General features: G+C 74.5%; 26 protein-coding genes. 16 read left to right on the top strand and 10 right to left on the bottom strand.

All coding sequences use genetic code 11. The annotated features are described in order from the left end of the window. Positions 1-74 precede the first annotated feature (74 nt). The 3 genes from hflX to WAB14_RS08000 are packed head-to-tail and all read left to right on the top strand — an operon-like array spanning position 75 to position 4,738. Complete coding sequence (gene hflX, locus WAB14_RS08010; protein WP_340269036.1) at positions 75-1,529, top strand: GTPase HflX; 1,455 nt, start codon at positions 75-77, stop codon at positions 1,527-1,529. A gap of 60 nt (positions 1,530-1,589) precedes the next feature. Beyond that, positions 1,590-3,692 (top strand): ATP-dependent DNA helicase, encoded by a 2,103-nt coding sequence (locus tag WAB14_RS08005; protein WP_340269035.1) that lies wholly within the window; start codon positions 1,590-1,592, stop codon positions 3,690-3,692. Beyond that, complete coding sequence (locus tag WAB14_RS08000) at positions 3,689-4,738, top strand: aminotransferase class V-fold PLP-dependent enzyme (RefSeq protein ID WP_340269034.1); 1,050 nt, start codon at positions 3,689-3,691, stop codon at positions 4,736-4,738. Before WAB14_RS08005 ends, WAB14_RS08000 begins: the two co-directional genes overlap by 4 nt. On the opposite strand, the gene lexA is transcribed toward WAB14_RS08000, so the two are convergent. Further along, positions 4,725-5,441, bottom strand: coding sequence for a transcriptional repressor LexA (gene lexA, locus WAB14_RS07995; RefSeq protein ID WP_340269033.1), 717 nt, complete (start codon positions 5,439-5,441; stop codon positions 4,725-4,727). The genes WAB14_RS08000 and lexA overlap by 14 nt on opposite strands. 250 nt (positions 5,442-5,691) lie before the next feature. Between lexA and WAB14_RS07990 the strand changes: the two genes are divergently transcribed. The 3 genes from WAB14_RS07990 to WAB14_RS07980 all read left to right on the top strand — a co-directional run bounded on the left by WAB14_RS07990 (position 5,692) and on the right by WAB14_RS07980 (position 9,752). Continuing rightward, a complete protein-coding gene (locus WAB14_RS07990; RefSeq protein WP_340269032.1) occupies positions 5,692-6,102 on the top strand; it encodes a LysM peptidoglycan-binding domain-containing protein in 411 nt (136 codons plus the stop codon). A gap of 239 nt (positions 6,103-6,341) precedes the next feature. Next, positions 6,342-6,803 carry a transcriptional regulator NrdR gene (nrdR, locus tag WAB14_RS07985; protein ID WP_340269031.1) on the top strand — a complete coding sequence of 154 codons (462 nt, stop codon included), beginning with the start codon at positions 6,342-6,344 and terminating at the stop codon, positions 6,801-6,803. Positions 6,804-6,872: 69 nt separating this feature from the next. Then, positions 6,873-9,752, top strand: a complete 2,880-nt coding sequence (locus tag WAB14_RS07980; RefSeq protein ID WP_340269030.1) for a vitamin B12-dependent ribonucleotide reductase — start codon at positions 6,873-6,875, stop codon at positions 9,750-9,752. Positions 9,753-9,941: 189 nt separating this feature from the next. Here WAB14_RS07980 and WAB14_RS07975 read toward each other — a convergent pair whose 3' ends face one another. Both WAB14_RS07975 and WAB14_RS07970 read right to left on the bottom strand, forming a co-directional pair. Continuing rightward, complete coding sequence (locus tag WAB14_RS07975) at positions 9,942-10,445, bottom strand: hypothetical protein (protein WP_340269029.1); 504 nt, start codon at positions 10,443-10,445, stop codon at positions 9,942-9,944. 70 nt (positions 10,446-10,515) lie between these two features. Continuing rightward, on the bottom strand, positions 10,516-11,226 hold the full coding sequence (locus WAB14_RS07970) for a hypothetical protein (RefSeq protein ID WP_340269028.1): 711 nt from the start codon (positions 11,224-11,226) through the stop codon (positions 10,516-10,518). A gap of 129 nt (positions 11,227-11,355) precedes the next feature. On the opposite strand from WAB14_RS07970, the gene WAB14_RS07965 reads away from it, so the two are divergent. Further along, positions 11,356-12,474: a ThuA domain-containing protein gene (locus WAB14_RS07965; protein ID WP_340269027.1), complete on the top strand. Its 1,119-nt coding sequence runs from the start codon at positions 11,356-11,358 to the stop codon at positions 12,472-12,474. A gap of 78 nt (positions 12,475-12,552) precedes the next feature. Here the strand turns inward: WAB14_RS07965 and WAB14_RS07960 are convergent, their stop codons facing one another. Next, positions 12,553-13,005: a hypothetical protein gene (locus WAB14_RS07960; protein WP_340269026.1), complete on the bottom strand. Its 453-nt coding sequence runs from the start codon at positions 13,003-13,005 to the stop codon at positions 12,553-12,555. Positions 13,006-13,231: 226 nt separating this feature from the next. Between WAB14_RS07960 and WAB14_RS07955 the strand changes: the two genes are divergently transcribed. From WAB14_RS07955 to WAB14_RS07940, 4 genes are all read left to right on the top strand, one after another. Then, positions 13,232-14,059, top strand: a complete 828-nt coding sequence (locus tag WAB14_RS07955; protein WP_340269025.1) for a hypothetical protein — start codon at positions 13,232-13,234, stop codon at positions 14,057-14,059. A 28-nt stretch (positions 14,060-14,087) separates the two neighbouring features. After that, a complete protein-coding gene (locus tag WAB14_RS07950) occupies positions 14,088-14,777 on the top strand; it encodes an NADPH-dependent F420 reductase (RefSeq protein ID WP_340269024.1) in 690 nt (229 codons plus the stop codon). A 136-nt stretch (positions 14,778-14,913) separates the two neighbouring features. Continuing rightward, positions 14,914-15,582, top strand: coding sequence for a HEAT repeat domain-containing protein (locus WAB14_RS07945; RefSeq protein WP_340269022.1), 669 nt, complete (start codon positions 14,914-14,916; stop codon positions 15,580-15,582). Beyond that, complete coding sequence (locus WAB14_RS07940; protein WP_340269021.1) at positions 15,576-16,631, top strand: MerR family transcriptional regulator; 1,056 nt, start codon at positions 15,576-15,578, stop codon at positions 16,629-16,631. The genes WAB14_RS07945 and WAB14_RS07940 overlap by 7 nt, the downstream gene beginning before the upstream one ends. On the opposite strand, the gene WAB14_RS07935 is transcribed toward WAB14_RS07940, so the two are convergent. After that, the gene (locus WAB14_RS07935; protein WP_340269020.1) at positions 16,579-16,752 is read right to left on the bottom strand and encodes a hypothetical protein; all 174 of its coding nucleotides are present in this window, start codon (positions 16,750-16,752) and stop codon (positions 16,579-16,581) included. The genes WAB14_RS07940 and WAB14_RS07935 overlap by 53 nt on opposite strands. A gap of 105 nt (positions 16,753-16,857) precedes the next feature. Between WAB14_RS07935 and WAB14_RS07930 the strand changes: the two genes are divergently transcribed. Next, the gene (locus tag WAB14_RS07930) at positions 16,858-17,484 is read left to right on the top strand and encodes a phosphoribosyltransferase (RefSeq protein WP_340269019.1); all 627 of its coding nucleotides are present in this window, start codon (positions 16,858-16,860) and stop codon (positions 17,482-17,484) included. A 17-nt stretch (positions 17,485-17,501) separates the two neighbouring features. Here WAB14_RS07930 and WAB14_RS07925 read toward each other — a convergent pair whose 3' ends face one another. Together WAB14_RS07925 and WAB14_RS07920 are read right to left on the bottom strand one after the other, a co-directional pair. Continuing rightward, positions 17,502-19,565: a putative bifunctional diguanylate cyclase/phosphodiesterase gene (locus WAB14_RS07925; protein ID WP_340269018.1), complete on the bottom strand. Its 2,064-nt coding sequence runs from the start codon at positions 19,563-19,565 to the stop codon at positions 17,502-17,504. 381 nt (positions 19,566-19,946) lie between these two features. Then, the gene (locus WAB14_RS07920) at positions 19,947-20,774 is read right to left on the bottom strand and encodes a DNA-formamidopyrimidine glycosylase family protein (protein WP_340269017.1); all 828 of its coding nucleotides are present in this window, start codon (positions 20,772-20,774) and stop codon (positions 19,947-19,949) included. A 147-nt stretch (positions 20,775-20,921) separates the two neighbouring features. Here WAB14_RS07920 and WAB14_RS07915 point away from each other — a divergent pair, with 147 nt between their 5' ends. Further along, positions 20,922-21,095: a hypothetical protein gene (locus tag WAB14_RS07915; RefSeq protein WP_340269016.1), complete on the top strand. Its 174-nt coding sequence runs from the start codon at positions 20,922-20,924 to the stop codon at positions 21,093-21,095. On the opposite strand, the gene WAB14_RS07910 is transcribed toward WAB14_RS07915, so the two are convergent. Both WAB14_RS07910 and WAB14_RS07905 read right to left on the bottom strand, forming a co-directional pair. Further along, positions 21,082-21,771 carry an NAD(P)H-binding protein gene (locus WAB14_RS07910; RefSeq protein ID WP_340269015.1) on the bottom strand — a complete coding sequence of 230 codons (690 nt, stop codon included), beginning with the start codon at positions 21,769-21,771 and terminating at the stop codon, positions 21,082-21,084. The genes WAB14_RS07915 and WAB14_RS07910 overlap by 14 nt on opposite strands. A 33-nt stretch (positions 21,772-21,804) precedes the next feature. Continuing rightward, positions 21,805-22,404, bottom strand: coding sequence for a hydrogenase maturation protease (locus WAB14_RS07905; RefSeq protein ID WP_340269014.1), 600 nt, complete (start codon positions 22,402-22,404; stop codon positions 21,805-21,807). Between the two features lie 137 nt (positions 22,405-22,541). Between WAB14_RS07905 and WAB14_RS07900 the strand changes: the two genes are divergently transcribed. Next, on the top strand, positions 22,542-23,696 hold the full coding sequence (locus tag WAB14_RS07900; RefSeq protein WP_340269013.1) for an AI-2E family transporter: 1,155 nt from the start codon (positions 22,542-22,544) through the stop codon (positions 23,694-23,696). On the opposite strand, the gene WAB14_RS07895 is transcribed toward WAB14_RS07900, so the two are convergent. Then, positions 23,670-23,930, bottom strand: a complete 261-nt coding sequence (locus WAB14_RS07895; protein WP_340269012.1) for a GlsB/YeaQ/YmgE family stress response membrane protein — start codon at positions 23,928-23,930, stop codon at positions 23,670-23,672. The two genes, WAB14_RS07900 and WAB14_RS07895, sit on opposite strands and share 27 nt — an antisense overlap. Before the next feature lie 137 nt (positions 23,931-24,067). On the opposite strand from WAB14_RS07895, the gene WAB14_RS07890 reads away from it, so the two are divergent. Next, the gene (locus tag WAB14_RS07890) at positions 24,068-25,147 is read left to right on the top strand and encodes a WD40/YVTN/BNR-like repeat-containing protein (protein ID WP_340269011.1); all 1,080 of its coding nucleotides are present in this window, start codon (positions 24,068-24,070) and stop codon (positions 25,145-25,147) included. A gap of 35 nt (positions 25,148-25,182) precedes the next feature. After that, positions 25,183-25,461 (top strand): MoaD/ThiS family protein, encoded by a 279-nt coding sequence (locus WAB14_RS07885; RefSeq protein ID WP_340269010.1) that lies wholly within the window; start codon positions 25,183-25,185, stop codon positions 25,459-25,461. Positions 25,462-25,511 lie beyond the last annotated feature (50 nt).

Raw genomic sequence — 25,511 nt, 5'->3', positions numbered from 1 at the left:
CAGCCTGCCGTGGCAGGCGCCCGCCCGGTAATCCGCTGGGTCGCGAGGGCGTCGCGTGAGAACCTGGCACCGAGATGGCACGCACACGAACCGACGCGACCGTGACCGGCGCCCCCCACACCGAGCCCGACCCGAGGCCCGCACCCGAGCTGGGCCCCGACGGCGAGCAGCTCGACCTCGCCGACCGGCAGGCGCTGCGCCGCGTCGCCGGGCTGTCGACCGAGCTCACCGACGTCACCGAGGTCGAGTACCGGCAGCTGCGCCTCGAGCGGGTCGTGCTCGCCGGGCTCCAGACGTCCTCCGGCGCCGGGGAGGCGGAGGTGTCGCTCGGCGAGCTCGCCGCGCTCGCCGAGACGGCCGGCTCCCAGGTCCTCGACGCCCTCCTCCAGCGCCGCGACACCCCGGACCCCGCGACGTTCCTCGGCTCCGGCAAGGCCGCCGAGCTCCGCGACGTCGTCGCCGCGACCGGCGCGGACACCGTCATCTGCGACGGCGAGCTCAGCCCCTCCCAGCGACGCGGCCTCGAGGACGTCGTCAAGGTGAAGGTCGTCGACCGGACGGCGCTGATCCTCGACATCTTCGCCCAGCACGCGAAGAGCCGGGAGGGCAAGGCCCAGGTCGAGCTCGCCCAGCTGGAGTACCTGCTGCCGCGACTGCGCGGCTGGGGCGAGTCGATGTCCCGGCAGGCGGGTGGTCGCGTCGCCGGTGGTGCGGGGATCGGCTCGCGCGGCCCGGGGGAGACGAAGATCGAGCTCGACCGCCGCCGCATCCGCACCCGGATGGCGAAGCTGCGCCGCGAGATCCGGGACATGCGGACCGCCCGGGAGACCAAGCGCGGCAGCCGTCGCCGCAACGGCGTCCCGTCCGTCGCGATCGCCGGCTACACGAACGCCGGGAAGTCGAGCCTGCTCAACCGGCTCACCGGGGCGGGTGTGCTCGTCGAGGACGCCCTCTTCGCGACCCTCGACCCCACGGTGCGGCGCGCCGAGCTGCCCGACGGGCGCGCCGTCACGCTGTCGGACACCGTCGGGTTCGTCCGTCAGCTGCCCCACCAGCTCGTCGAGGCGTTCCGCTCGACGCTGGAGGAGGTCGCCGAGGCCGACCTCGTCGTCCACGTCGTCGACGTGTCGCACCCGGACCCGGAGGGCCAGCTCACCGCCGTCCGCGAGGTCCTCGCCGAGGTCGGGGCGCACGACATCCCCGAGGTGGTCGCCCTCAACAAGTGCGACGTCGCCGACACCGAGGTCGTCGACCGGCTGCTGCGCCGGGAGCGTCGCTCGGTCGCGGTGTCGGCGCGCACCGGAGCGGGCGTCGCGGAGCTCCTCGAGCGCGTCGCCGCCGACGTGCCGCGGCCGGACGTGGAGGTCGACGTCGTCGTGCCGTTCACGCGCGGGGACCTCGTGAGCAGGGTGCACGCCGACGGCGAGGTCCTCGACGTCGAGCACGGCCCCGACGGCACGCGCCTGCGGGCCCGGGTGGACGAGGCCCTGGCCGCCGCGCTCGACGGGGCGGCCCAGCAGGACCGCTGACGTCCACAACCGGCCGGGTGCGGCGCCTCGGGACCCGACGCGCCCAGTAGGGTCACGCCGGTGAGCGAGGCGTCGGTGCAGGAGGCCGAGGCCACCGACCCCGCCTCCGAGAGCGTCGACGCCGAGGCGGCCCGTCTCCTCGGCGCGCTGGTCCGCGCGACCGGCGGCACGCCGCGGGAGGGCCAGGAGCGGATGGCCCGGGCGGTCGCCGCGGCCGTCGAGGACAGTCGCCACCTCCTCGTCCAGGCCGGGACCGGCACCGGTAAGTCGTGGGGCTACCTCGTGCCGGCGGTCGCCGCCGCGGTCCGCCGCGGCCAGGGGGTCGTGATCGCGACCTCGACCCTCGCCCTCCAGGGACAGCTCGTCCGCCACGACCTGCCCCGCCTCGCCGACGCGCTCGAGCGCGAGCTCGGTCGACGACCCACGTGGCAGCTGGTGAAGGGCCGGAACAACTACGTCTGCCGTCACCGGCTGGCCGGCGGTGGCGAGGAGGAGGACGACGCGCTGTCCCTCTGGGGCAGCGACGACCTCGGCGCCGGTCCCCGCACCAGCCTCGAGGTGCAGGTCGCGCGTGCCCGCGCGTGGGCGGAGACCACCGACACCGGCGACCGGGACGACCTCGTCCCCGGGGTGAGCGACCGGGCCTGGCGCGCGGTGTCGGTGTCGGCCCGGGAGTGCCTCGGCGCCCAGCGCTGCCCCGAGGCGGGGGAGTGCTACAGCGAGGCGGCACGCATCCGGGCGCGCACCGTCGACGTCGTCGTCACCAACCACGCCCTGCTCGCGATCGACGCGATGGAGGGCCTCCAGACCCTGCCGCCGCACGACGTCGTCGTCGTCGACGAGGCGCACGACCTCGTCGACCGCGTCACCGCGACCCTCGCGAGCGACCTCAGCGCGGGCGTCGTCCGCACGACCGCCGCCGCCGCACGCCGTGCCGGCGCCGCCGCCGGTGACGTGCGCGACCTGGAGGACGCAGGGGAGGCACTCGACCGGGCGCTCGGGGCGCTGCCGCCCGGCAGGCTCCCCGACGGCGCCCCCGCGTCGCTGCAGGACGCACTCCTCCTCCTCGCGACCGCGGCCCGCGCGGCCCTCCGCTCGCTCCCCAAGGACAAGGGGCCCGACGCCGCCGCCGGCGCGCAGGCCGGACGCGCCGCGCTGCTGGAGGTCGCAGGGACGGCGGAGCGGATGGCCGGGGTGCCGCTGGTCCGTCGCGCCGAGCCCGAGACGGACGAGGGGAGCGACGAGCCCGGCGAGGAGGACGCCGCACCGCCGGACGCGCCGGCCGGGACCGACGTGGTGTGGGTCGAGAGCGACGAGCGTCGTGGGCACGTCGTCCACGCGGCGCCCCTCAGCGTCGCGGGGCTGCTGCGCAGCCGGCTGTTCGACTCCCGGACGGTGGTCGCGACGTCGGCCACGCTCGTGGGGCCCGGTGGCTTCGACGCCCTCGCCCGACGCCTCGGCCTCGGCCGGGGCGGCTGGCGGGGCCTCGACGTCGGCAGCCCGTTCGACTACGGCCGACAGGCGATCCTCTACGTCGCCGCCCACCTGCCGGCGCCGGGCCGGGACGGGCACGGGGCACCGCTGTGGGACGAGCTCGTCGCGCTCGTCGAGGCGGCGGGCGGACGCACCCTCGGACTGTTCTCCTCCCGCCGTGCGGCGACCACCGCCGCCGAGATCGTGCGGGAGCGCACCGACCTGCCGGTCCTGTGCCAGGGCGACGACGTCGTGCCGACGCTGGTCCGGCAGTTCGCCGACGACCCGCGTGCCTGCCTCTTCGGCACGCTCGGCCTGTGGCAGGGCGTCGACGTGCCGGGCCCGTCGTGCAGCCTCGTCGTGCTCGACCGCGTCCCCTTCCCACGGCCGGACGACCCGCTCGCGCAGGCTCGCACCGAGGCCGTCGAGGCGACCGGCGGCAGCGGCTTCATGACCGTGTCCGTCGCGCACGCCGCGACCCTGCTCGCGCAGGGCGCGGGACGACTCGTGCGCAGCAGCGACGACCGGGGTGTGGTGGCCGTCCTCGATCCCAGGGTGGCGACGAAACGGTACGGGCAGGCGCTCCTGTCCGCCCTGCCTCCGATGTGGCGGACCACGGACCGAGCCACCGCTCTCGCCGCGCTCCGCCGACTCGACGGGGCCGCCACCCGGACCGGGACGACGGCATGAGCCACCCCGGCCTCGGGGCCTGGGACGCGGTTCCGGGCTACCTCAACGCGAGCACCCTCGGGCTCCCGCCGCGCCGGACGGTCGCCGCGCTCCGTGCCGCCGTCGACGACTGGCAGGGCGGACGGGCCAGCGCACCGGACTACGACGCGGACGTCGACGCGTCGCGACGCCTCTTCGCGGACCTCGTCGGGGTCCCGCCGGGCTGGGTCGCGGTGGGCTCGCAGGTGTCGGTCATGGTCGGGGAGGTCGCGGCCCACCTGCCGGACAGGTCGAAGGTCGTCGGGGTCGAGGGCGACTTCGGCTCGGTCCTCGGGCCCGTCGAGGCCCAGGCCCGCCGCGGCGTCGAGCTCGTCACCGTGCCGCTCGACCGCCTGCCCGACGAGATCGCCCGCGCCCGACCGGACGCCGTCGTGTTCTCCCTCGCCCAGTCCGCCGACGGGCGCCTCGCTGCCGCCGACGACGTCGTGACGGCGGCCGCCGACATCGGCGCCCTCACCGTCTGCGACACGACGCAGGCGACCGGCTGGCTGCCGGTGGACGCCGGGCGGTGGGACGTCACCGTGTGCAGCGCCTACAAGTGGCTGTGCGCCCCGCGGGGCGCCGCGTTCCTCACGGTCCGACCGGAGGCGTCGGAGCGTCTGTCGGGCCACAACGCCGGCTGGTACGCGGGCGACGACGTGTGGGCCTCGGTGTACGGCCCCGGGCTACGGCTCGCGCGCGACGCCCGTCGCTTCGACGTGAGCCCCGTCTGGCTGGCCTGGGTGGGCGCCCGGACGTCGCTCGAGGCTGTGCTCGAGGTGCCGGCGGAGGTCCGGCACCGGCACGGGCCCGCCCTCGCCGACCAGCTGCGGACGCTCCTGGGCGAGTCCCCACAGGGCCGCCCGGTCGTCTCCGTCGACGACCCAAACGGCGGTCTCGTGCGACGGCTCGTCGCGGCCGGGTGCTCGGTCGCGTCCCGGGCCGGTCGCGCACGGCTGTCGTTCCACCTGTGGAACGACAGCGCGGACGTCGCCCGGGCGGCCCAGGCGCTCCTCACACCCGCCTGAGGACCGCCGTCACCTTGCCGAGCACGGTCGCGTCGTCTCCCGGGATAGGCGTGTACGCCGGGTTGTGCGGCATGAGCCAGACGTGGCCGTCCCGCTTCCGGTACGTCTTCACCGTCGCCTCGCCGTCGATCATCGCCGCGACGATCTCGCCGTTCTCGGCGACGGGCTGCTGCCGGACCACGACCCAGTCGCCGTCGCAGATGGCGGCGTCGACCATCGAGTCGCCGACCACCTGCAGGAGGAACAGCACCCCGTCACCCACCACCTGCCGGGGGAGGGGGAAGACGTCCTCGACGACCTCCTCCGCGAGCACCGGACCGCCCGCGGCGATCCGGCCGACGAGCGGCACCATGCTCGCGCTCGGCAGGGCGCTGCCCTCGTCGTGCGCCCCGGAGCGCCACGTCCGCTCCGGCGCCTCCTCCACGACCTCGGCCCGCACGTCCCCCGTCGGGGCGGGCCGGCGGCGACCGTCGTCGGGGTGGACGACCTCGATCGCCCGCGGCCGGTTGGGGTCCCGACGCAGGTAGCCCTTGCGCTCCAGGGTCGCGAGCTGGTGCGCGACGCTGCTGGGGGAGGTGAGACCTACCGCCTCACCGATCTCGCGCATCGAGGGCGGGTAGCCGCGTCGCTGGACCGCCTCACGGATGGTCTCGAGCACCCGGCGCTGCCGTTCGGTCAGCCCCTCGAGGTCCGTCGTTGCCATGTGCTCCTCCGCTCCGCGACCGGCTCCGCGCCGGTTGTGTCCGACCCCTGTCGTTGGCTCGGTGCGTGCTCCCCAGCCGACGTGATCGACGCTATGGCGTCGAACACCTGTTCACAAGCACCCCGCCGCGCGTGTCGCTCGCAGCGCGCCGCGCTTCGAACATGCGCTCGACAATGTCTCGACCTCAGGTTAACGTACAGGTGTTCGACACGGCCAGGACGACCGAACACGCGTCCACCCAGGAGGACTCATGACCAGCACCGCCACCCTTCGTCACCACGAGCTCCGCGGCCTGCGGCTGACCCGTCGCGGGCGCCGGCTCGTGCGAGGGCTCTCGTGGGGCCTCACCACCGTGGCGGTCGCGCTCTCCGTCCTCCTCGTGTGGATGGCCGTCGCGACCGGCGTCGCCCCCGGCGCCTCGGCCGGTGACGGGCGGCCGGGTGTCGTCTCCGGTGCGCCGGGATCGGTGGGGTCGGTGGACCTCGACGAGCTCGCGCCGGTGCCGGTGAGTGTCCGACCCGGCGACACGCTGTGGGCGCTGGCGCGCGAGCACGCGCCCCACCGCGACCCCCGCTCGGTCGTGCACGACGTCGTCGCACTCAACGAGCTGTCGTCCACGGCGGTGGCAGTGGGGGACCGCCTGCTCGTCCCCACCCGCTGAGCCGGCCGGGTCGCGGCGGGTCGCACGACACGTCCGGCGAGTTCCAGGAGACCGCTTGCGTTGTCGGTTGCCGGTGTTACGGTTGGCACAACATCTAGTAGTTACACGGATGTCGTTCGTCCACATCTGGTCCACACCGTGTCCACACCGACACACCGGGTATCAACAGGCGGCACACAGGTCGGTCCACAGCCGACCAGGGTGAGCCGCCGGGGGTCGCGGCGGGAGAGGAGCTCCACATGCGGTGCCCGTTCTGCCGCAACGACGACTCCAGGGTCGTCGACTCGCGGACCACCGACGACGGGACGGCCATCCGCCGGCGCCGTCAGTGCCAGGACTGCGACCGCAGGTTCACGACGCTGGAGTCGGCGAGCCTCATCGTCGTCAAGCGCTCGGGGGCCACCGAGCCGTTCTCGCGCGACAAGGTCCTCGTCGGCGTCCGTAAGGCCTGCCAGGGGCGTCCGGTCACCGAGGACGACCTCGCCCTGCTCGCCCAGCGGGTGGAGGAGGCCGTGCGGCAGACCGGCCTCGCCCAGATCGACGCCCACGACATCGGCCTCGCGATCCTCGGTCCACTCCGGGAGCTCGACGAGGTCGCCTACCTCCGCTTCGCGAGCGTCTACCGCGCCTTCGACTCGCTCGAGGACTTCGAGCAGGCGATCGCCCTGCTGCGCGTCGAGCGCGAGCAGCACACCACCTGACCCACCGCACGATCCGCACCGCACCCACGAGCACCGAGCCACCGACCACCACGCACCAGGGGAGCGCCCATGACCGAGACCGCCTCGCAGCGTCAGAAGAAGCCGGCCGCGCGCGGCATCACCGTCGAGCGGGTGTGGACCACCCCCGGGGTGCACCCGTACGACGAGGTGACGTGGGAGTCCCGCGACGTCGTCCAGACCAACTGGAAGACCGGCGAGACGATCTTCGAGCAGCGGGGGGTCGAGTTCCCCGACTTCTGGTCGGTCAACGCGTCCTCGATCGTCACGACGAAGTACTTCCGCGGCGCCGTCGGCTCGGAGTCGCGCGAGCGGAGCCTCCGCCAGCTCATCGACCGGGTCGTCCTCACGTACACGAAGGCCGGCAAGGACCACGGCTACTTCGCGACCGACGACGACGCCGAGGTCTTCGAGCACGAGCTCACGTGGATGCTGCTGCACCAGGTGTTCAGCTTCAACAGCCCGGTGTGGTTCAACGTCGGCACCCCGGCCCCGCAGCAGGTGAGCGCGTGCTTCATCCTCGCCGTCGACGACACCATGGACTCGATCCTCAACTGGTACCGCGAGGAGGGGCGCATCTTCAAGGGCGGCTCCGGGGCGGGGCTCAACCTCTCCCGCATCCGCTCCTCGAAAGAGCTGCTGAGCTCCGGCGGCACCGCGTCCGGCCCCGTGTCGTTCATGCGCGGTGCCGACGCCTCCGCCGGCACCATCAAGTCCGGCGGCGCCACGCGCCGCGCGGCGAAGATGGTCGTGCTCGACGTCGACCACCCCGACATCGAGGAGTTCGTCGAGACGAAGGCGCGCGAGGAGGACAAGATCCGCGCGCTGCGCGACGCCGGCTTCGACATGGACCTCGGCGGGCGCGACATCACGAGCGTCCAGTACCAGAACGCCAACAACTCCGTCCGCGTGTCCGACGAGTTCATGCGGGCCGTGGAGAACGGCACCGACTTCGGTCTACGGGCCCGGGGCACTGGCGAGGTCATCGAGTCCGTCGACGCCCGCTCGCTGTGGCAGAAGATCGCGCAGGCGGCGTGGGAGTGCGCCGACCCCGGCATCCAGTACGACGACACCATCAACGACTGGCACACCACGCCGGAGTCCGGTCGCATCAACGCGTCCAACCCGTGCAGCGAGTACATGCACCTCGACAACTCCAGCTGCAACCTCGCGAGCCTCAACCTGCTCAAGTTCCTCACGAGCGAGGGCACCTTCGACGCCGAGCAGTTCGCCAAGAGCGTCGAGCTCGTCATCACCGCGATGGACATCTCCATCTGCTTCGCCGACTTCCCGACCGACCCGATCGGCGAGACGACGCGTGCCTTCCGGCAGCTCGGCATCGGCTACGCCAACCTCGGCGCGCTGCTCATGGCGTCGGGTCTCGCGTACGACTCCGACGGCGGTCGTGCGCTCGCCGCGAGCATCACGAGCCTCATGACGGGGGTGTCGTACAAGCGCTCGGCGGAGCTCGCCGGGGTCGTCGGGCCGTACGACGGTTATGCGCGCAACGCCGAGGCGCACAAGCGCGTCATGCGCAAGCACCAGGCCGCGAACGACGCCATCCGCACCCTGCACCCGATGGACAAGGCGGTGCACGCCGTCGCGACCACGGCGTGGGCGGAGGGCAACAGGACGGGGGAGGAGAACGGCTGGCGCAACAGCCAGGCCAGTGTGCTCGCCCCCACGGGGACCATCGGCTTCATGATGGACTGCGACACCACGGGCATCGAGCCGGACTTCTCCCTCGTGAAGTTCAAGAAGCTCGTCGGCGGCGGGTCCATGCAGATCGTCAACCAGACGATCCCGCGGGCGCTGCGCAAGTTCGGCTACACCGAGGAGACCGTGGAGGCGATCGTCGCGTACATCGCCGAGCACGGTCACGTCGTCGACGCACCCGGCCTGCGTCCGGAGCACTACGAGGTCTTCGACTGCGCCATCGGCACGCGCTCCATCAAGCCCATGGGCCACGTGCGGATGATGGCCGCGGTCCAGCCCTTCCTGTCCGGCGCCATCTCCAAGACGGTCAACATGCCGGAGGAGGCGACGGTCGAGGAGGTCGCCGAGGTCTACTACGAGGGGTGGAAGGCCGGGCTCAAGGCCCTCGCCATCTACCGCGACAACTGCAAGGTCGGCCAGCCGCTGAGCAGCGGCTCCTCGGCCAAGGAGTCCGGCACCCCGGCCGCGACCGAGGAGGTCAAGGTCGAGTACCGGCCGGTCCGCCGGCGCCTGCCGAAGAAGCGTCCGGCGAACACGACGTCCTTCACGGTCGGCGGCGCCCAGGGCTACATGATCAGCTCGTCGTACCCGGACGACGGCCTCGGCGAGCTCTTCCTCAAGATGAGCAAGCAGGGCTCGACGCTCGCGGGGATGATGGACGCCTTCTCGATCGCGGTGTCGATCGGCCTGCAGTACGGGGTCCCGCTCGAGACGTACGTCGAGAAGTTCACGAACATGCGCTTCGAGCCTGCCGGCCTCACCGACGACCCGGACGTGCGCATGTCGGCGTCGATCATGGACTACGTCTTCCGCCGTCTCGCGCTCGACTACCTGCCGTTCGAGACCCGGTCGGCACTGGGCATCCACACCGCGGAGGAGCGTCAGCGGCAGCTCGAGACGGGCTCCTACGAGCCGGTCGACGAGTACGACGCCGACGACGACGGCGAGTACGACGCGGACGTCCTCGCCCAGTCGGCGCCCGTCGAGCCGGCGCGCAAGGTCGAGGCGGCGACGGCGTCGCCCGCCCCGGCACACGCAGCACCGGCCGCGGCGACTCCGCTGCCCGCACAGGTTCACTCCTCGGCCGAGCTGATGGAGGCCATCCAGGGCCGCACGCAGGACAGCCCCATGTGCCTGACCTGCGGGGTGAAGATGCGTCCCGCCGGCTCCTGCTACGTGTGCGAGGGCTGCGGGAGCACGAGCGGCTGCAGCTGATGCTCCTCTGACGCGACACGCCGACCGTCAGCGAGTCGGACCGACCGGTCGCCCCGGTCCCTGAGCGGGACCGGGGCGTCCGGCGCTCCGGCAGCCCTCCCGTCGCGCCGAGGGACAGCCGAGCTCCGGTGGGCCGAGCGAGCCGGGCCAGCGACTGCACGTGCGTCGTCGCGTCCCGGCGGCGGCGCCTCAGTGGAGCAGCGCCTTGAGGACGACGAGGACGAGCCCCAGCAGACCGGCCAGGGCGGCGTCGAGAAACAGTCGCGCCCCCGTGAGGCCGCCCGACCTGCCGGCCCGTAAGCCGGTGAGGAAGAGCAGTACCGCGTTGACCAGGAGCGTGATTCGGACTGCGAGGGCCGTGTCGACGGTCAGCACGGCCTCGATCGCCAGGCACAGCAGCGGGATGCCGCCGGCGGCCACGAGGGGCCAGCCGTCGCGCACGATCGCGGTCGTCTCGGCGCGGGTGAGCGGTCTCCCGGCCTGGGCACGGGCGGCGTTCCAGTGCACATAGCTCTCAGCGGCCCAGTAGACGGCGAGCGTCGCTCCGAGGACGACACCGACGCGGAGCAGCCGGTAGTCGTCGGACACGGTGACGAGCACCGAGCCCACGAGGATGAGGCCGTACAGGTGCGCCGCCCGACGGCGGTGGAGGTCGCCCGCCGGGCGGACCTGGACGGCGGCGTCCCCGTGCATCACCCCATCGTGGCAGCGCCCGCCTTCCGCCGGGTAGGCCGACGCCGTGGCCCGCTCGCTCGGCCGACGGTCAGTCGTCCTCGTGCCCGTCTTCGCGCCCATCGCCACGGAACTCCAGCGGCACGGAGTCGCGGTCGCCGTCCTCGGCGAGGAACAGGTGGACGTGCTCGCCACCGGCGTCGAGGGCGAGCCCGTCGAGCCGGGCGGCGGCGGCGAGCCACAGGTCGACCGCGGAGGTGCGCTGCGCCGTCAGGGTCGCAGCGCGATCCTCGCCGTCCGCGTCCCCCGCGGCGGTCACGGCGTCGTCCAGGAGCTCGACAGCACCGATGAAGGCCTGGCGGGTGAGCGCCTGGTCGTCGGTCCCGCGGCCCGTCGCCTCCAGCGCCTCGCGAGCCGCCCCGAGGTCGGCACGCCAGCCGGCCAGCTCGTCGGATCCGGCTGCCGCGGCCGTCGCGGCGCCCGGCGGGGCGACGTCCGCCAGCCCGCGCAGCACTCCCTCGACGTCCCCGTGCGCGATCGTCGCGGCGTCGACGAGGTCCGCGACGAGCACGGCGCTCTCCTCCCGCTGCGCCTCGGCGAGCTCGGCGGCCACCGCCTCGATCGAGCCGGGCTCGGGCGAGGGGGGCCCGGCTGCGGGCACCACGTCGTCGCCGGGTGCGACCGCCCCGACGAGCAGCACGGCGGCCGCGCCGAGGGCGAGACCGGCGACGAGGGCTCCGACCACCCGCCCTGGGCGGGCCTCGCCGTCGCGCGGGACACGGGGCGTCGTCGCTCCGGTCATGACCCGGACCACCTCCTCGATCCCTGAATAGTTTGTCGACAGGACATTGCAATTCGGCTTCCGCCATCCTACGTTCAAAAGTGGTCGTCGAAGCCGACGACTTTCATCACAGGAGGCAAGGAGGCCCCCATGCCCGTTCACCGCAGGCTCACCGCAGCGGCTGCCGCTGTCGGCGTCGCCGCGCTGGCCCTCCCGCTCGTGGCCGCCGGCCCGGCGAGTGCGGAGACCGACGACTACGAGGTGCTCGTCGTCGGCAAGACCCTCGGGTTCCGCCACAGCAGCATCGACGAGGCGACGAGCGCCATCATCGCCCTGGGTGAGGCGAACGGCTTCACCGTCGACGTCTGGGACCCGCCGGTCGGCTGGTCGCCGGGCCAGCCCGAGCGGACGCTCGAGAGCACGCCGTTCACCAGCGCCGCCGACCTCGAGCAGTACGCGACGGTCGTCTTCGTCTCGACCGTCGACGGGACGAACAACCTCGACCCGGCCCGTCCCACCCTGCTCGACGCCTCGGAGCTCGCGGCGTTCCAGGGCTACATCCGCGGCGGTGGCGGCTTCGCCGGCGTGCACGCCGCAACCGACTCCATGCACACCATCCCCTGGTACAGCGAGCTGACCGGCGGCAGCGCGCGCTTCGTCGGTCACCCGCGTCAGCAGGTGGCGACCCAGGTCGTCGAGGACCGGACGCACCCGTCGACCGACCACCTCGACGCCACGTGGACCCGCTTCGACGAGTGGTACAACTTCAACGTCTCCCCGCGCCCCGACGTGCGGGTGCTGACGAACATCGACGAGACGACGTACGACCCGGGCCGTTCCGCCATGGGGACGGACCACCCGCTCGCCTGGTGCCACAACTTCGAGGGCGCCCGGTCCTGGTACACCGCGGGCGGGCACACCGAGGCCTCCTACACCGAGCCCGCCTTCCTCGAGCACCTGCTCGGGGGGATCGAGTGGTCGGCCGGGGCGGTCGACGGCGGTGGCGACTGCGTGACGTGGCAGGAGGTCGACGGGCTCATCGCCGACCTCGTCGACGACGGCAGCGTCGACGCGCACGCCGCCGGGCAGATCACCAAGCAGCTCGAGCGCGCCCGGGTCCTCGCCGACGACGGTGCGAACGAGCAGGCGGCGGAGCGGCTCGCGGCCGCGGCCGCCCAGGTGCGGGCGCACGTGAAGGACGAGGACGCCAACGCCCTGCTGGCGGAGAAGGTCGCCGACCTGCGGACGTGGCAGGCCGCCGTCGGCTGACGCCCTCCGTGGACGACGGCCCGCAGGTCACGACCTGCGGGCCGTCGTGCAGGTCTGCCTGCCCGTGACCCCGTGGGCTCAGGTCGCCGGGGCGCGCAGGCACGTGAACGACGTACGGTCCACCACCAGCCCCTGCGCGCTCTCGACGACGACGAACTGGACCTTGAACCGGGCACCGGTGTCCGGGTTCGCGACCACCGCCTGCTCACTGATCACGAAGGTGCTCGGCGTGGCGACGGCCGTGAAGGTGTCCCTGCCGACGTAGCCGTCCGACGTCGTGATGTCGATGTGCCCCTTCTCGAGCGTCATGGTCTCGTGCTCGTGCGCGGCGGCGTCGAGCTCGAAGGACACCGTCATGAGCGTCCCCGGGTCGCAGGGGTCCTGTTCGACGAGCGAGTAGCTGATCCGGAACCGCTCCGGGGGGTCCGCTGCTGCGGGCGGTGTGACGGCGACGAGCATGACCCCCGTCGCGAGAGGTGCTGCGAGGACCGCGGCGGCCTGTCGTGCGACGCCGGCGTGGTGGCTGGGCATGGTCGTTCTCCTTCCGGTCGGGCGGCACCGGCCGACCGTCCGCTGCCGTCGCGGTGAGGGGACGACCCGACGCTAGGGAGCGGGCGGCGGGGCGGCCCAGGTCGACAGGGCAGGTTGAGTAGACCCTGGGCGGTGGTTGAGTAGCGGGCGCCCGCGCGAGTACGTCCTGACCCCGCCTGCTCGGTCGCGAGCGGCGGGCCCGGTGCCCGTCCGGCATCCTCGTGGGGTGGCACAACCCAACGACGGGTCCCCGGTCGCCGACGCCTGGCGCGACGCCGCTGCCGACGCGGCGCACCGCATCGACAGGGAGCGCGGAGTCGTCGAGCCCTGGTCCGTCGACGTGCTCGACGGCGACGTGGTCGTGCAGTACGGGGACCTGCGGGTCGCGACCGGCGGTGCGACCGGTGTCGCGCCCGCGCAGCTGCACGCCGTGCTCGACCACTGGGTCGCGTGGCAGCGTGAGGGCGGCCCCGGGTCGTGGCTGGTGCGCGACGAGGAGGAGCTCCTCGAGCGTCGCCGGCTGGTCGACAGGAGCGTGTCGGTGTACCGCGAGGCGGCCTCGCTGGTCGCCGCCGACCTCGCCCGCACGCTCGGCGAGGTGACGGTGTGGACGGTGGTCGCCGCCGAGCACGTCACGGAGCGGCCGGACGCCCCGCAGGCCGGACGTCCACCGGTGCCCACGATCGAGGTCGCCGTCGAGACCCTGGCAGGAGGGGGGGTGTTCGGGGTCGCGCCGCTGGAGGCACCGTCGCTCCGCGCCGCCGTGGCGGCCCTCTTGTCCGCGGGGGAGGACCATCTCGCCGAGATCGTGCACGGTCGCTGGCCGAGGTGCGCGGAGCACAGCGCGCCCATGGCACCGGGCGACGCCGCCGGACCCGTGCCGTGGACGTGCGCGGCGGGCGGTCACGTCGTCGCCGAGGTGGGTCGCCTGCGAGGGGAGCACGTCCTCGTCGCAGCGCAGGCTCCCGCCGTCGAGGAGCCCGCCGGGCTCCGACTCCTGCCGCGCGGCGGGGACGCGCCCGTCGCAGCACCAGGGGGTCCCCGCCGGGAATGAGGTAGCGCCGGCCGTTGCTCGCTCGGACATGACCACGTGGGGCTTCATCGGCAGCGGGAACATCGGCAGCACGGTCGCGCGCCTGGCGGTCGCGGCGGGCCACGAGGTCGTCATGAGCAACAGCCGGGGTCCGCACACGCTGGCCGACCTCGTGGCCGACATCGGCGACGGCGCGCGCGCCGGGACGACCGAGGAGGCCGCGACGGGCGCTGACGTGGTCGTCGTCACGATCCCGCTGTCCGCCTACCGGGACGTGCCGACCGGGCCCCTGGCCGGTTCGGTCGTCATCGACACCATGAACTACTACCCCGAGCGCGACGGGCGGTTCCCCGCGCTGGACGACGAGGCCACGACGACGTCGGAGCTGCTGCAGGAGCACCTCGCGGAGTCCCACGTCGTCAAGGCGTTCAACAACATCTACTTCGAGCACCTCGGAGCCCTCGCCCGGCCGGCCGGCGCCGAGGACCGCAGCGCCCTCGCGATCGCCGGCGACGACGAGGCCGCGAAGGCGACCGTGGCGCGCCTGCTCGACGAGATCGGCTACGACACGCACGACCTGGGTCCGCTCTCGGAGGGGTGGCGGACCCAGCGCGACACGAGCGCCTACGGCACGGTGTACGCGGCGGACCCGTCGGACTGGTCCAAGGGCCCGCGCCCGGTCGGCGTCGACGAGCTCGCGACCGCTGCCGCCGGCGCCCGGCGCTACCGCGACATGTGAGGAGGCGGTTGCGGGGGTCGTCGTCCCGGCGCCGACCATCGCGTGCCGCGAGGGAGACCCGTGCGCAGAGCTGACGGGCGGGACCGCCGGGACGCCGACTTGACCCTGTCACCCTGACAACGTCTTCCCTGGGGTCATGCCTGAACTGCGGACCCTGGCCGCCACCACCCCCTCCGCGCGGCTGGCCGCTGCCATGGCGGCAGGGGCGCGACCTCACCCCGACCTGATCGAGCCGCTCGTGCAGCGGTGCTCGGTGGAACCCGACGCCTACGTCCGCGACATGCTGTCGTGGGCGCTCATCCGTCAGGACCGCAGCACCGTCGTCGACCGGCTCCTCCGCGAGGTGGGCTCGCCCGTCGCCCAGGCACGCAGCCAGGCGCTCCACACGCTGTCGAAGCTCGCCGACGTCCGGGCCTGGCCGGTGGTGACGCGCCGGATCCTCACCGACCGGGACGACGACGTCGCCCGGGCCGCGTGGCGGGCGGCGATCACCCTGGTGCCAGAAGGTGACGAGGACGACCTCGCCGCGGTCCTCGCGTCGCAGCTGGGGCGCGGAGACCGGGACGTACGGCTGAGCCTGAGCCGTGCCCTCGTCGCCCTCGGGGCGAGCGCCACGGAGGTGGTGCGGCGTGCGAGCCGCTCCGGGGACGACCGCGTCCGAGCGCACGCGCTGGCGACGCAGCGTCTGGCGGAGGACCCCTCCGCCGATAGCGAGGTCGCCGTCGCCCAGGCCCGCAGGGTCGTGGCGCTGCACGGTGCGCCGGTGCCGCCCCGGCCGGACGGTGACACCCTTCACTTGTGCTGATCGGCGAGGTGGCGCGGCGCTCCGGGGTGAGCGCCCGGATGCTGCGCCACTACGACCGGCTCGGTCTCGTGACGCCGTCCGGGCGGACAGCGGGCGGCTACCGGCGGTACTCCGACGGGGACCTCGAGCGACTGCTGTGGGTCGAGGCGCTGCGCTCGCTCGGCCTCCGGCTGGCAGAGGTCGCCGCAGCCCTGCAGCGCCCCTCGTTCTCCCCCGGACCGGTGGTCGAGCAGCTGGTGGCGCAGGTCGAGGAGCGACTGGAGCGCGACACGGAGCTGCTGCACAGGCTCACGCGGCTTCGCGACAGCACCCCGACAGACTGGGACGACGTGCTCGCGGCTACCGCTCTGCTCCGGGGTCTGGACGCACCCGACCCGTCGACCCGGCAGCGCCTCGCGCTGTCGCTCGATCGACCCGCGCCCGTGGAGGTCGCCGTCCTCGTCGAGGCCCTGCTCACCGAGCCCGACCCGCACGTCGCGGGAGCGCTCACGTGGGCGCTCGCGCGCTCGGGCGACGTAGCCGTCCGGCCGCTCGAGGCCGCGCTCGTCGAGGAGGCGGACGATCGCCGGCGCCGGGCGGTGACCGCGCTCGGGGCGATCCGATCGACGGCAGCGACGGAGGCGCTCGCCCGCCTCGACGGACACGTGGACCCGGCGGTGGCCGCCGCTGCGGTCCTCGCCCGGGGCAGGCGCGGGGACCGCGAGGTCGTGCCCGCGCTCGTGCGGCTCGTCCGCGACGGCAATCGCGACGTCGAGGCGGCGGAGGTGCTCGCCCGGCTGGTGGACCCCGACGGCGTGAGCGAGGACGACGACGTGGTGGCGACAGTGGTGCAGGAGCTGGTCGGAGCGCCCGTGGCGGCACGGCGCCGTCTCGCGGCAGCTCTCTTCGAGCTGCCCGTACCCGCGGCGGAGGCGGCCGCGACCGCGCTGCGTGACGACCCCGACCGCGGCGTCGCGGTCACGGCTGCCGCGCTGCTGGCGGGCCGCGACGCGACGGTCAGGGGAACTCGGCCGTCGGGGACGCGGCCGGGTCCGCCGTCCCCACGTTGAGCGGCACACCCGTCTCCGCCTCGCCGGGGTCCCCGTCGCCGGCGCAGCCGCTGAGGAGCGCGGCCGAGGCCGCGAGGACGGCGACGGCACGGAGAGCGAGGGCTGGGCGGTCGGTGCGCATCGCTCGACCGTGCCACAGGCGCACACCCTCCACCCCTGCTCGCGAGGTCCGCGACCGTTTCACCGGATGCGGGTCGTGCACGAGACTCGGACGCGGAGGTGCGACATGCGCTACCGGGACCGGACCGACGCGGGGGAGCGGCTGGCGGGCGCCGTCGCGGATCTCGCGCTCGAGGTTCCGGTCGTCCTCGCCCTGCCGCGCGGCGGGCTGCCAGTCGCCGTGCCCGTCGCAGCGGCTCTCGGGACGCGCGCGGACGTGCTCGTCGCGCGCAAGGTGACGCTCCCGCACCAGCCGGAGGTCGCGCTCGGGGCGGTCGCCGAGGGCGCCGGGGACCCGTACCTCACGCGGGAGGGGCGGTCGCTGCCCACGGAGGTGCGAGCGCGCGCCGTCGACGAGGCCCGCACGGAGACGGGCCGCCTGGCCGCTGCGTACCGCGGCGACCGGCCCCTGCCGGACGTCGCCGGACGGGACGTCGTGCTCGTCGACGACGGGCTCGCGACGGGCGCGACCGCGGCCGCGGCGCTGCTGCGGCTGCGCGAGGCCCGGCCGCGTCGGCTCGTCCTCGCCGTCCCCGTCGGCCCGCCGGATGCCGTCCGCGCACTCGGCGACCTCGCCGACGACGTCGTCTGCCCCCTGGTGCCGCCCGACCTCCGGGCGGTGAGCCTCTGGTACGACCGGTTCGACCAGACGACCGACGCGGAGGTGACGGCGCTTCTGTCGGTGCCCGGCTGACGGGGCGCCGGAGACGCTCAGCCCGTGGTGCGGTGGAGCCGCCGCGGTTGCGGCAGCAGCGCCAACGTCCCGCTGGCGCGGGCCCACCCGGGCAGGGCCGCACCGGCGCTCACGAGCATCGACTGGATCGCGCGCGCCGAGACCGGTCGCGAGAGGTAGTACCCCTGGAGCCGGTCGCAGCCGAGCGCGGCCAGGCGGGCCGCGACGGCCTCGGACTGCACGCCCTCGGCGACGGTCTCGATGCCGAGGTTCGCCGCGAGGTCGACCATGGTCTTGACGAGGACGTCGTCCCGACGGCCCGACGCGAGGTCCTCGACGAAGCTGCGGTCGATCTTCAGCTCGTCGACGGCCATGTCGGTGAGCCGGCGCAGGGACGAGTGCCCGGTGCCGAAGTCGTCGATCGACAGCCGCACCCCGACCTGACGGAGGCCCTCGAGGACCACGTCCGCCCGCTTCTCGTCGACCAGGAGGCTCGTCTCCGTCACCTCGACGACGAAGGAGCCGGGCGGCAGCCCGTTCTGGGAGAGGATCGCGCTGACGCGCTGGGGCAGGGCGAGGTCGGACAGCTGCCGCGCGGAGAGGTTGACGGCGACGTCTACCGGGCTGCCCGCCGCACGCCACATCGCGGCGTCACGCGCCGCGGTCCGCAGGACGTGGTCGAAGACCTGGTCGATGAGCCCCGAGTTCTCCGCGAGGCTGACGAGGGTCGACGCCGGGATCGGGCCGAGGTCGTCCTCGTGCCAGCGGACGAGCGCCTCGACGCAGCGCAGCCGTCCGTCGGTGGCGTCCAGCTGCGGCTGGTAGGCGACCTCGAGGCGGCCGGCGCCCACGGCGTCGTGGAGCCGGGTGAGCAGCGTGAGCTTCTCGTGGTCGGTGCCGTGCTGCAGGGGCTCGTACACCGAGAAGCGGGCACGCTCGGCCTTGGCCGCGTACAGCGCGATGTCGGCGTGGGTGAGGAGGTCGCCGGCCTCCGTGCCGGTGTCGAGGACCGCCACGCCGATCGAGCCCTGCACCGCGAGACGGGTCCCGCCGACGTCGACGGGCGTCCGCATGGCGTCGAGGATCCCCGCCGCAGTGGACTCCGCGACGATGCGGGCGTCAGCGCCGGTGCCGGTCACGAGGACGGCGAACTCGTCCCCGCCGAGCCGGACGACGTGCGCACCAGCAGGTGCGATCGACGACAGGCGGGTGGCGACCTCGACGAGCAACCGGTCCCCGACCTCGTGACCGAGGGAGTCGTTGACGTCCTTGAAGTGGTCGAGGTCGATGAGGAGGATCGCGGCGGTGCCGGGCGACCGGTGCGGCAGCCGGGACATCCGGGCCTGCAGGCTGGCGCGGTTGCCGAGGCCGGTGAGGGGGTCGCGCATCGCCTGCTGCTCGCGCAGCGCCGCCATCTGCGCGCTGCGCCGGACGGCGAGGATGGGCAGGCCCACGAGCGGCAGCATGATGATCGCGTGCTCGGCGACGAGGCACGTCAGGAGGGCCATGCCGACGAGCACCACGCTGGTCTCCGTGGTGAAGCGCAGGTCGTCGACGAGCGCCCGCTCGACCGGGATGGCGCTCGACAGGGCGACGACGATCCCGACGAGCACGTGGTTGAGGAACGTGAAGGTCACCCCGGCCGCCACGGCTGCGCCGAGGGTCGCGGCGTCGAAGCCGCTGTATCCGCCGAGGACCGCCTCGCCGGACAGCGCCGACCACACGAAGCGCGCCCCCAGCAGGCACAGCGCGTACTGGCCGGCGTTGAACGCCATCTGCAGCGGCGGGCGGTGTCGACGGGCGTCGTCCAGCAGGACGGCCGCGAGGTGGGCCACGAGGACGACCGAGAGCGGTCCGAGGACGACGAGCGCGACGGCGAAGGTCGTCGAGATCGTGACGTTGGACGTCGTCGCGTCACCTCGGGCGACGGGGATGGGGAACAGCTCTCCGAGGACGAGCGCCGCCACGAGCACGAGGAGGGGCAGCGGGTGGACCGGCAGCTGCTCCAGCGGCGGGTGTGCGACCACGACGACCGCCGCGCCGGCGACCCCCACGGTCGCGACACCCCACGCGTAGAGCGGCAGCAGCCACGCCGGACGCACGACAGGAGCGGGGCGGACAGCCGCCCCGCTCCCGTCGGTCCCGCTGCGGGATCTCACCTCGATGTCACCACTTGTAGCCGGGCGCGGTGGCCGCGTCCTCGGCCGTGGGGTCCTGCACGGTCACCCCCACTTGATGCCGGCGCCGGCCGTCGCGACGAGCGCGACGATCGGGGCGGTGGCGACGACGACCTTGGCCGCCGTGCGGCGGAGCTGGGTACGCGACATCCGTGTCTCCTCTCGACGAGCGGCACCCTGCCGCCACGACAAGTAGTTCATCGATCACACACAGTTCGTGTTGCACCTCCGGGCACGACTCACCCACGCGGCGTAACGGCGTCTCCGCAGGTCACGGCCCGTGCACGCATCCGTCACAGATCCTTGTCAGGGGACGTTTCCGGGCGAAGGCCCCGGCTGGCACCGGGGGCACCACCACGTGCGCCGACGCTCGGCGTCGCCCGGGACCTCCGCGACGACACGGACGACGGTCCCGCACCGCAGGCAGGGTCGCCCCGCGCGACCCGCGACCCAGTGGTCGCGGCCGGGCCTCGGGTCGCCGGTCGTGACCTGGGCCGTCCGCCGGCCGGTCAGCGCGCCGGACACGGAGAACCGCAGCAGGCGGTGGGCGAGGTCGACGAGCGGTGGCAGGTCGACGTCACGGACGGGGGTCCACGGCGAGCGACCGCGGAGGAAGCACAGCTCGTTGGCCCAGAGGTTCCCGATCCCGGCGAGGTTGCGCTGGTCGAGCAGCGCCGCCGCGAGCGGGCGGTCCGGGTCGGCGGACAGCCGCCGGACGGCCTCCGCGGCGTCCCAGTCCTCTCCGAGCAGGTCGGGGCCGAGGTGGCCGACCACCTCGTGCTCCCGGCTCGTCCGCACGAGCTCCACCACCGGCATGCGGAGGGCGTACGCGGTCTGGCCGTCGCTCGTGTCGAGGCGGACGCGGACGTCGGGCCGGAGCCGTGCCGGCAGGTGCTTCCCCGGCCTGAGGACGGTCCACTCACCGTCCATCCGCAGGTGCGTGTGGAGGGTGACGTCCCCCGCCACGCGCGTCAGCAGGTGCTTGCCGCGGGAAACCGTGTCGAGCACGCGGCGTCCCGACAGGTCGGCCGTCGCGTGCTGCGGCACCCGGAAGTCCGAGGCCGACAGCGTCAGTCCGCTCAGCCGGGCGTCCAGCCGACGCGCGACCCGCCACACGCTGTCGCCCTCCGGCACCACGCAAGGCTACGGTGCGCCCGGGGAGGGGGGGTGTCGGTGGGGGTACCGAGGGGACGCGCGCCGTCCGGGATCGCCGTCGTGCCGGGGAGCACGCGGAACGTCCCCTAGGGCAGCGGCGACGGCGTCCGGCTCGACCTGGAGCTGGTGTCGGAGTCACGCGCGACGGTCGGTCGGCAGCAGGCGGAGCTCGTCGTCCGGCAGGACGGTCAGGAGGGCTACCGGCTCCGGGGGCCGCTGGAGCTCGAGGACCGCGGGATGTCGGCGCTGTTCCGCGGTGGGGGACCGACGTCGGTCACCGTCGACGTCACGTGCGGCTGAGGATCCCCTCGAGCGCCGTGCCGAGGTCGTCGTCGCCGGCGACGACCCCGACGACGGCCGGGGCCACCACCTCCCCGTCGACGAGCCGGCCGAGAAGCGCCGCGCACAGCGCGGCGACGTCGGCCCGCGGGACCGAGCCGTCGACGTCGCCGGTCGTGAGGTGGAGCCGGCCCGTCGCCGCCTCGTCGGTCAACGACCCGGGCCGTACGGCGACCGCGGCGAGGCCGGGACGGGCGAGGACGTCGTCCTCGGCGGCCGCCTTCGCCTGCAGGTAGGCGAGGAACACGTCCCCGACGTCGTCGGGAAGGGCACCGTCCTGCATCGCGCCGACGCCGGTGCTCGACACGAGCACGTACGGGCGCACCCCGGCCGCCTCGGCGCCGTCGGCGAGGAGGACGGCCGCGCCGCGGTCGACGGTGTCCTTGCGGGCGGCGCCGCTGCCGGGTCCGGCGCCGGCGGCGAAGACGACGGCGTCGCAGCCCTGCGCGACGGCGGCGACGTCGTCGGCGCCCGCGCGCTCGAGGTCGACGACGACACCGCGGGCCCCGTCGGACTCCAGGTCGGGGACCTGCCCCGGGTCGCGGACGAGCCCGACGACCTCGTGGCCGTCGGCGCTCAGGTGGCGGGTGAGCAGACGGGCGATCTTTCCGTGGGCACCGGCGACGAGAACTCGCATCGCCCCATCCTGGCCCCGGACCCCGCCGGACGCTCAGCCGGTGCGGGACCCCTGCCGCAGGACGTGCTCCGGGCGCATCTCGTCGGGCAGCGCGGGGGAGCGGCGACCGGTGAGGCGTTCGAGGACCGACAGGACGAAGCGTGCCGCGGGCCTCACGCACGCCTCGACGTCCCCGGTGAGACCAAGGCGCTCGTCGGCGTCGACGACCTCGCAGCCGACGAGCACCGTGCGCGGGACGAGACGCTTCACCGCGCTCACGAGGGGTCCCGGGTCCCGGGTCTCGGCGTCGAGGTCGTGCCGGACCGTCACGGTCCGGCGGGCGTCGAGGTCGACGACGCGCAGGGCGCCGGGGCAGCCCCGCTCCGGCAGCGCGTCGAGGAGCACGAGCGCGTCCCAGCCGTCCCGCAGGTCGGCGAGCAGCCGCTCGGAGTCCGTCCCGTAGTACTCGACGTGGGTGCGGGGGGCCAGGTCCCCGGCCGGCAGGGCGCGCAGCACGTGGGCGCCGAAGCCCTCGTCGCCGTGGGCCGTGTCGCCCAGCGCGGCGACGAGAACCCGGGGCGAGGGCGTCGGGTCCGCGTGCTGCGCGGGGCCCGGCGACGCGACCGGACCGACGCCGGCGACTGTGACGGCCATGGGAGCCTCCTCGCTCTGCTGCCTCCACGCTAGGCCGGTGCCCGTCCCCCGGGCAACGCCGCGCACGCGCCGGCGAACGGATCCGCCCGCCTGCGCGCTGGGTGGTGGGTGCTGGTGACACGGGGTAGGTACGACACGTGAGCAACGCGGACCCCACCCCTCGCCGTCCCGTCCTGCCGGCACCGGCGTGGCTCGTGCGCGCCGCCACCGTCGCCGGGCTGTCGGCGGTCGTCGGCGCCGCGGCGTGGCTGCTCGGCCAGCTCGTCTCCGCGCTCACCCTCCTCGTCGTCTCGCTCGCGGTCGGGGCGCTCGTGGCGGGTGTCCTCGCGCCGGCGGTCGACAGGGCGGCCGAGCGACGCGTCCCCCGGTGGGTGAGCGCGCTCACGGGCGTCCTCGTGCTCCTGGCCGTGGGCGGTGGACTGGGCTGGCTCGTGGGGGAGCGGGTGGCCGACCAGGTGCCCGAGCTGCGGGACAGCCTCGGCCAGGCGGTCGAGCGGCTGCCGGCGCCGCTGCAGCAGGGCATCCCGAACGAGCTGACCCCGGGGGCGGCGACAGGGGGAGCCGGCGGCGGGAGCGAGGGCGCCGGCGGGAGCGAGGGCGCCGGCGGGAGCGAGGGCGCCGGCGGGAGCGAGGGCGCCGGCGGCGGCGAGGACGGCCCCAGCCCGACCGACGCGCTGTCGGCCGTCGCCGGTGCCTTCGAGGTCCTCGTCGCGGTGTTCCTCACCCTCGCCTTCGCGTTCCTCTTCCTCAAGGACGGCCCGCGCATGTGGCGCTGGGCCCTCGACCGGGTCCGTCCCGGGACCCGGGAGAGGGTCCGTGAGGCCGGCGACGCCGCGTGGGGCACGGTCGGCTCGTACGTCCGGGGTCTCACGGTCGTCGCGCTCTTCGACGCCGTCGGCATCGGGCTCGGCCTCCTGCTCCTCGGCGTGCCCCTCGTGCTGACGCTCGCCGTCCTCCAGTTCGTGCTCTCCTACGTCCCCACCATCGGGGCGCTCGTCGCGGGTGCCGTCGCCGTCGCGGTCGCGCTCGTCGACGGGGGCCTCACGACGGCGGCCCTCACCCTGCTCCTCGTCGTCGTCGTCCAGCAGGTCGGCAACGACGTCGTCGAGCCGTGGGTGCTGGGTCGCCGGCTGCGGCTGCACCCCGCCGTCGTCCTCGCCGCCGTCACCGCCGGCGGCCTGCTGTGGGGCATCGCCGGCGCGTTGCTGTTCGTGCCGCTCACCGCGGCAGCGGCGGCCGCCGTGCGGGCGGTGTCAGGACACGAGTCAGGCGGCGGGCTGTCGCCGTCGTGACCACCAGCCCCAGACGACGAGGACGACGACCGCGCCCACGACGGTGCCGATGATGCCGCTGGGACGCAGGGCCAGCCCGTCGCCCGCGAGCAGGCTGGCGCCGAGGCCCCCGACGAACGAGCCGAGGACGCCGGCGACGAACGCCTGCGGCCACGCCACCGTGCCGCGCCCCAGGAGCACCCACGCGATCCAGCCGGTGACCATTCCCCAGAGCAGAACGCCGATGATGAGCACGGTCGACCCTTTCCGGACGGAGCGGACAGGAGCAAGAGCGCCCCGGCCGTCCGGGGGAGCCTGGCTCATCCGCCCGTTCGCCGGTAGGGGTCGCGCGACCACCGATGAGTCCGGGCCGCCGTGACGGTCCACCGGTCATGACGACCCTTCTCGCGATCGGCACACGCAAGGGCCTGTGGCTCGCCACCACCGACGACCGGCGCACGTGGCAGCTCTCCGAACCGCACCTGCTCATGCACGAGGTGCCCGCGGTCGCCCTCGACACCCGTGGTGGTCGCACCCGCCTCCTCGTCGGCACCCGCTCCGAGCACTGGGGCCCCACCGTCGTCCGCAGCGACGACCTCGGCGCGACGTGGCAGGAGCCCGACCACGGGGCCATCCGCTTCCCCGACGACACCGACGCCGCGCTCGAGCGCGTGTGGCAGATCCGTCCCGACGCGGCAGAGCGCCCCGGAGTCGTGTGGGCCGGGTGCGAGCCCATCTCGGTGTGGCGGTCCACCGACGGCGGCGAGCACTTCGACCTCGTCCGCGGCCTGTGGGACCACCCGCACCGCTCGGAGTGGGGCGCGGGCTACGGCGGGGCCGCCGCGCACACGGTGCTGCCGAGCCCTGTCGACGACACCGTCCACGTCGCGATGAGCACCGGCGGGGTGTACCGCAGCGACGACGGCGGCGCGACGTGGGCGCCACGCAACACGGGGATCTCCGCGTACTTCATGCCGGGACCGGAGCCGGAGTTCGGCCAGTGCGTGCACAAGGTCGCGCGCGACGCCGAGGACCCGCGGCGCCTCTACGCCCAGAACCACCACGGCGTGTACCGCAGCGACGACGCCGGCGACACGTGGCACTCGATCGCCGAGGGGCTCCCGAGCGACTTCGGGTTCGCCGTCCTCGCGGACCCCCGCACCGGCGGCCGCGTGTGGGTCGTCCCGCTCGTCGCCGACGCCGAGCGGGTGCCACCCGGCGGTCGACTCGCCGTCCACCGTTCCGACGACGCCGGGCGCACGTGGACAACCTGCGGTGACGGGCTGCCGGACGGGCACTGGAACGCCGTGCTGCGCGACGCCGCGTGCGTCGACGACGACGACCCGACGGGGGTCTACCTCGGCAGCCGCTCGGGTGAGGTGTGGGCGTCGCGCGACGGCGGTGACGGCTTCGTGCGTGTCGCGGACGGCCTGCCGGACGTCCTGTGCGTGCGCGCCGCCCGACTGCCGTGACCGGCGCGGGCCCACCGGCTGCGACGACGGTGCGCGTGCGGGTGCCGAGGGCCCTCGCGGCGGACCTCGGCGGGGCGCGGGAGACCGACCTCGTCGTGACGGCGGCGGGGCCGGTCAGCGTGCGCGAGGTCCTCGACGTGCTGGCGCAGCAGCACCCGGCCCTGGCCCGTCGCGTCCGCGACGAGCGCGGCGAGCTGCGGCGCTTCGTCAACGTCTACGTCTCGGGCGAGGAGGTGCGCCGCCTCGACGGGCAGGCCACCGCGGTGCCCGCGGGCACGACCGTGGAGGTCGTGCAGTCGGTCGCCGGGGGCTGAGGCCGCGGGGCCCACGCGGACGCGCCGCCGTGCCGGGTCCGCGGCACGGC

It is taken from the genome of Aquipuribacter nitratireducens (genome assembly GCF_037860835.1).
Classification (GTDB): domain Bacteria; phylum Actinomycetota; class Actinomycetes; order Actinomycetales; family JBBAYJ01; genus Aquipuribacter; species Aquipuribacter nitratireducens.
Note: the sequence above shows the minus strand (reverse complement) of the source record. Positions and strands in the feature narration are given on the sequence as shown.

What these genes read in the sequence shown, in the direction of transcription:
- hflX (WP_340269036.1), top strand. Translation starts at nt 75, where the DNA reads ATGGCACGCACACGAACCGACGCGACCGTGACCGGCGCCCCCCACACC.
- WAB14_RS07910 (WP_340269015.1), bottom strand. Translation starts at nt 21,771, where the DNA reads ATGCGAGTTCTCGTCGCCGGTGCCCACGGAAAGATCGCCCGTCTGCTC.
- WAB14_RS08000 (WP_340269034.1), top strand. Translation starts at nt 3,689, where the DNA reads ATGAGCCACCCCGGCCTCGGGGCCTGGGACGCGGTTCCGGGCTACCTC.
- WAB14_RS07970 (WP_340269028.1), bottom strand. Translation starts at nt 11,226, where the DNA reads ATGACCGGAGCGACGACGCCCCGTGTCCCGCGCGACGGCGAGGCCCGC.
- WAB14_RS07965 (WP_340269027.1), top strand. Translation starts at nt 11,356, where the DNA reads ATGCCCGTTCACCGCAGGCTCACCGCAGCGGCTGCCGCTGTCGGCGTC.
- WAB14_RS07935 (WP_340269020.1), bottom strand. Translation starts at nt 16,752, where the DNA reads ATGCGCACCGACCGCCCAGCCCTCGCTCTCCGTGCCGTCGCCGTCCTC.
- WAB14_RS07945 (WP_340269022.1), top strand. Translation starts at nt 14,914, where the DNA reads ATGCCTGAACTGCGGACCCTGGCCGCCACCACCCCCTCCGCGCGGCTG.
- lexA (WP_340269033.1), bottom strand. Translation starts at nt 5,441, where the DNA reads ATGGCAACGACGGACCTCGAGGGGCTGACCGAACGGCAGCGCCGGGTG.
- WAB14_RS07990 (WP_340269032.1), top strand. Translation starts at nt 5,692, where the DNA reads ATGACCAGCACCGCCACCCTTCGTCACCACGAGCTCCGCGGCCTGCGG.
- WAB14_RS07890 (WP_340269011.1), top strand. Translation starts at nt 24,068, where the DNA reads ATGACGACCCTTCTCGCGATCGGCACACGCAAGGGCCTGTGGCTCGCC.
- WAB14_RS07950 (WP_340269024.1), top strand. Translation starts at nt 14,088, where the DNA reads ATGACCACGTGGGGCTTCATCGGCAGCGGGAACATCGGCAGCACGGTC.
- WAB14_RS07960 (WP_340269026.1), bottom strand. Translation starts at nt 13,005, where the DNA reads ATGCCCAGCCACCACGCCGGCGTCGCACGACAGGCCGCCGCGGTCCTC.
- WAB14_RS07975 (WP_340269029.1), bottom strand. Translation starts at nt 10,445, where the DNA reads ATGCACGGGGACGCCGCCGTCCAGGTCCGCCCGGCGGGCGACCTCCAC.
- WAB14_RS07905 (WP_340269014.1), bottom strand. Translation starts at nt 22,404, where the DNA reads ATGGCCGTCACAGTCGCCGGCGTCGGTCCGGTCGCGTCGCCGGGCCCC.
- WAB14_RS07980 (WP_340269030.1), top strand. Translation starts at nt 6,873, where the DNA reads ATGACCGAGACCGCCTCGCAGCGTCAGAAGAAGCCGGCCGCGCGCGGC.
- nrdR (WP_340269031.1), top strand. Translation starts at nt 6,342, where the DNA reads ATGCGGTGCCCGTTCTGCCGCAACGACGACTCCAGGGTCGTCGACTCG.
- WAB14_RS07930 (WP_340269019.1), top strand. Translation starts at nt 16,858, where the DNA reads ATGCGCTACCGGGACCGGACCGACGCGGGGGAGCGGCTGGCGGGCGCC.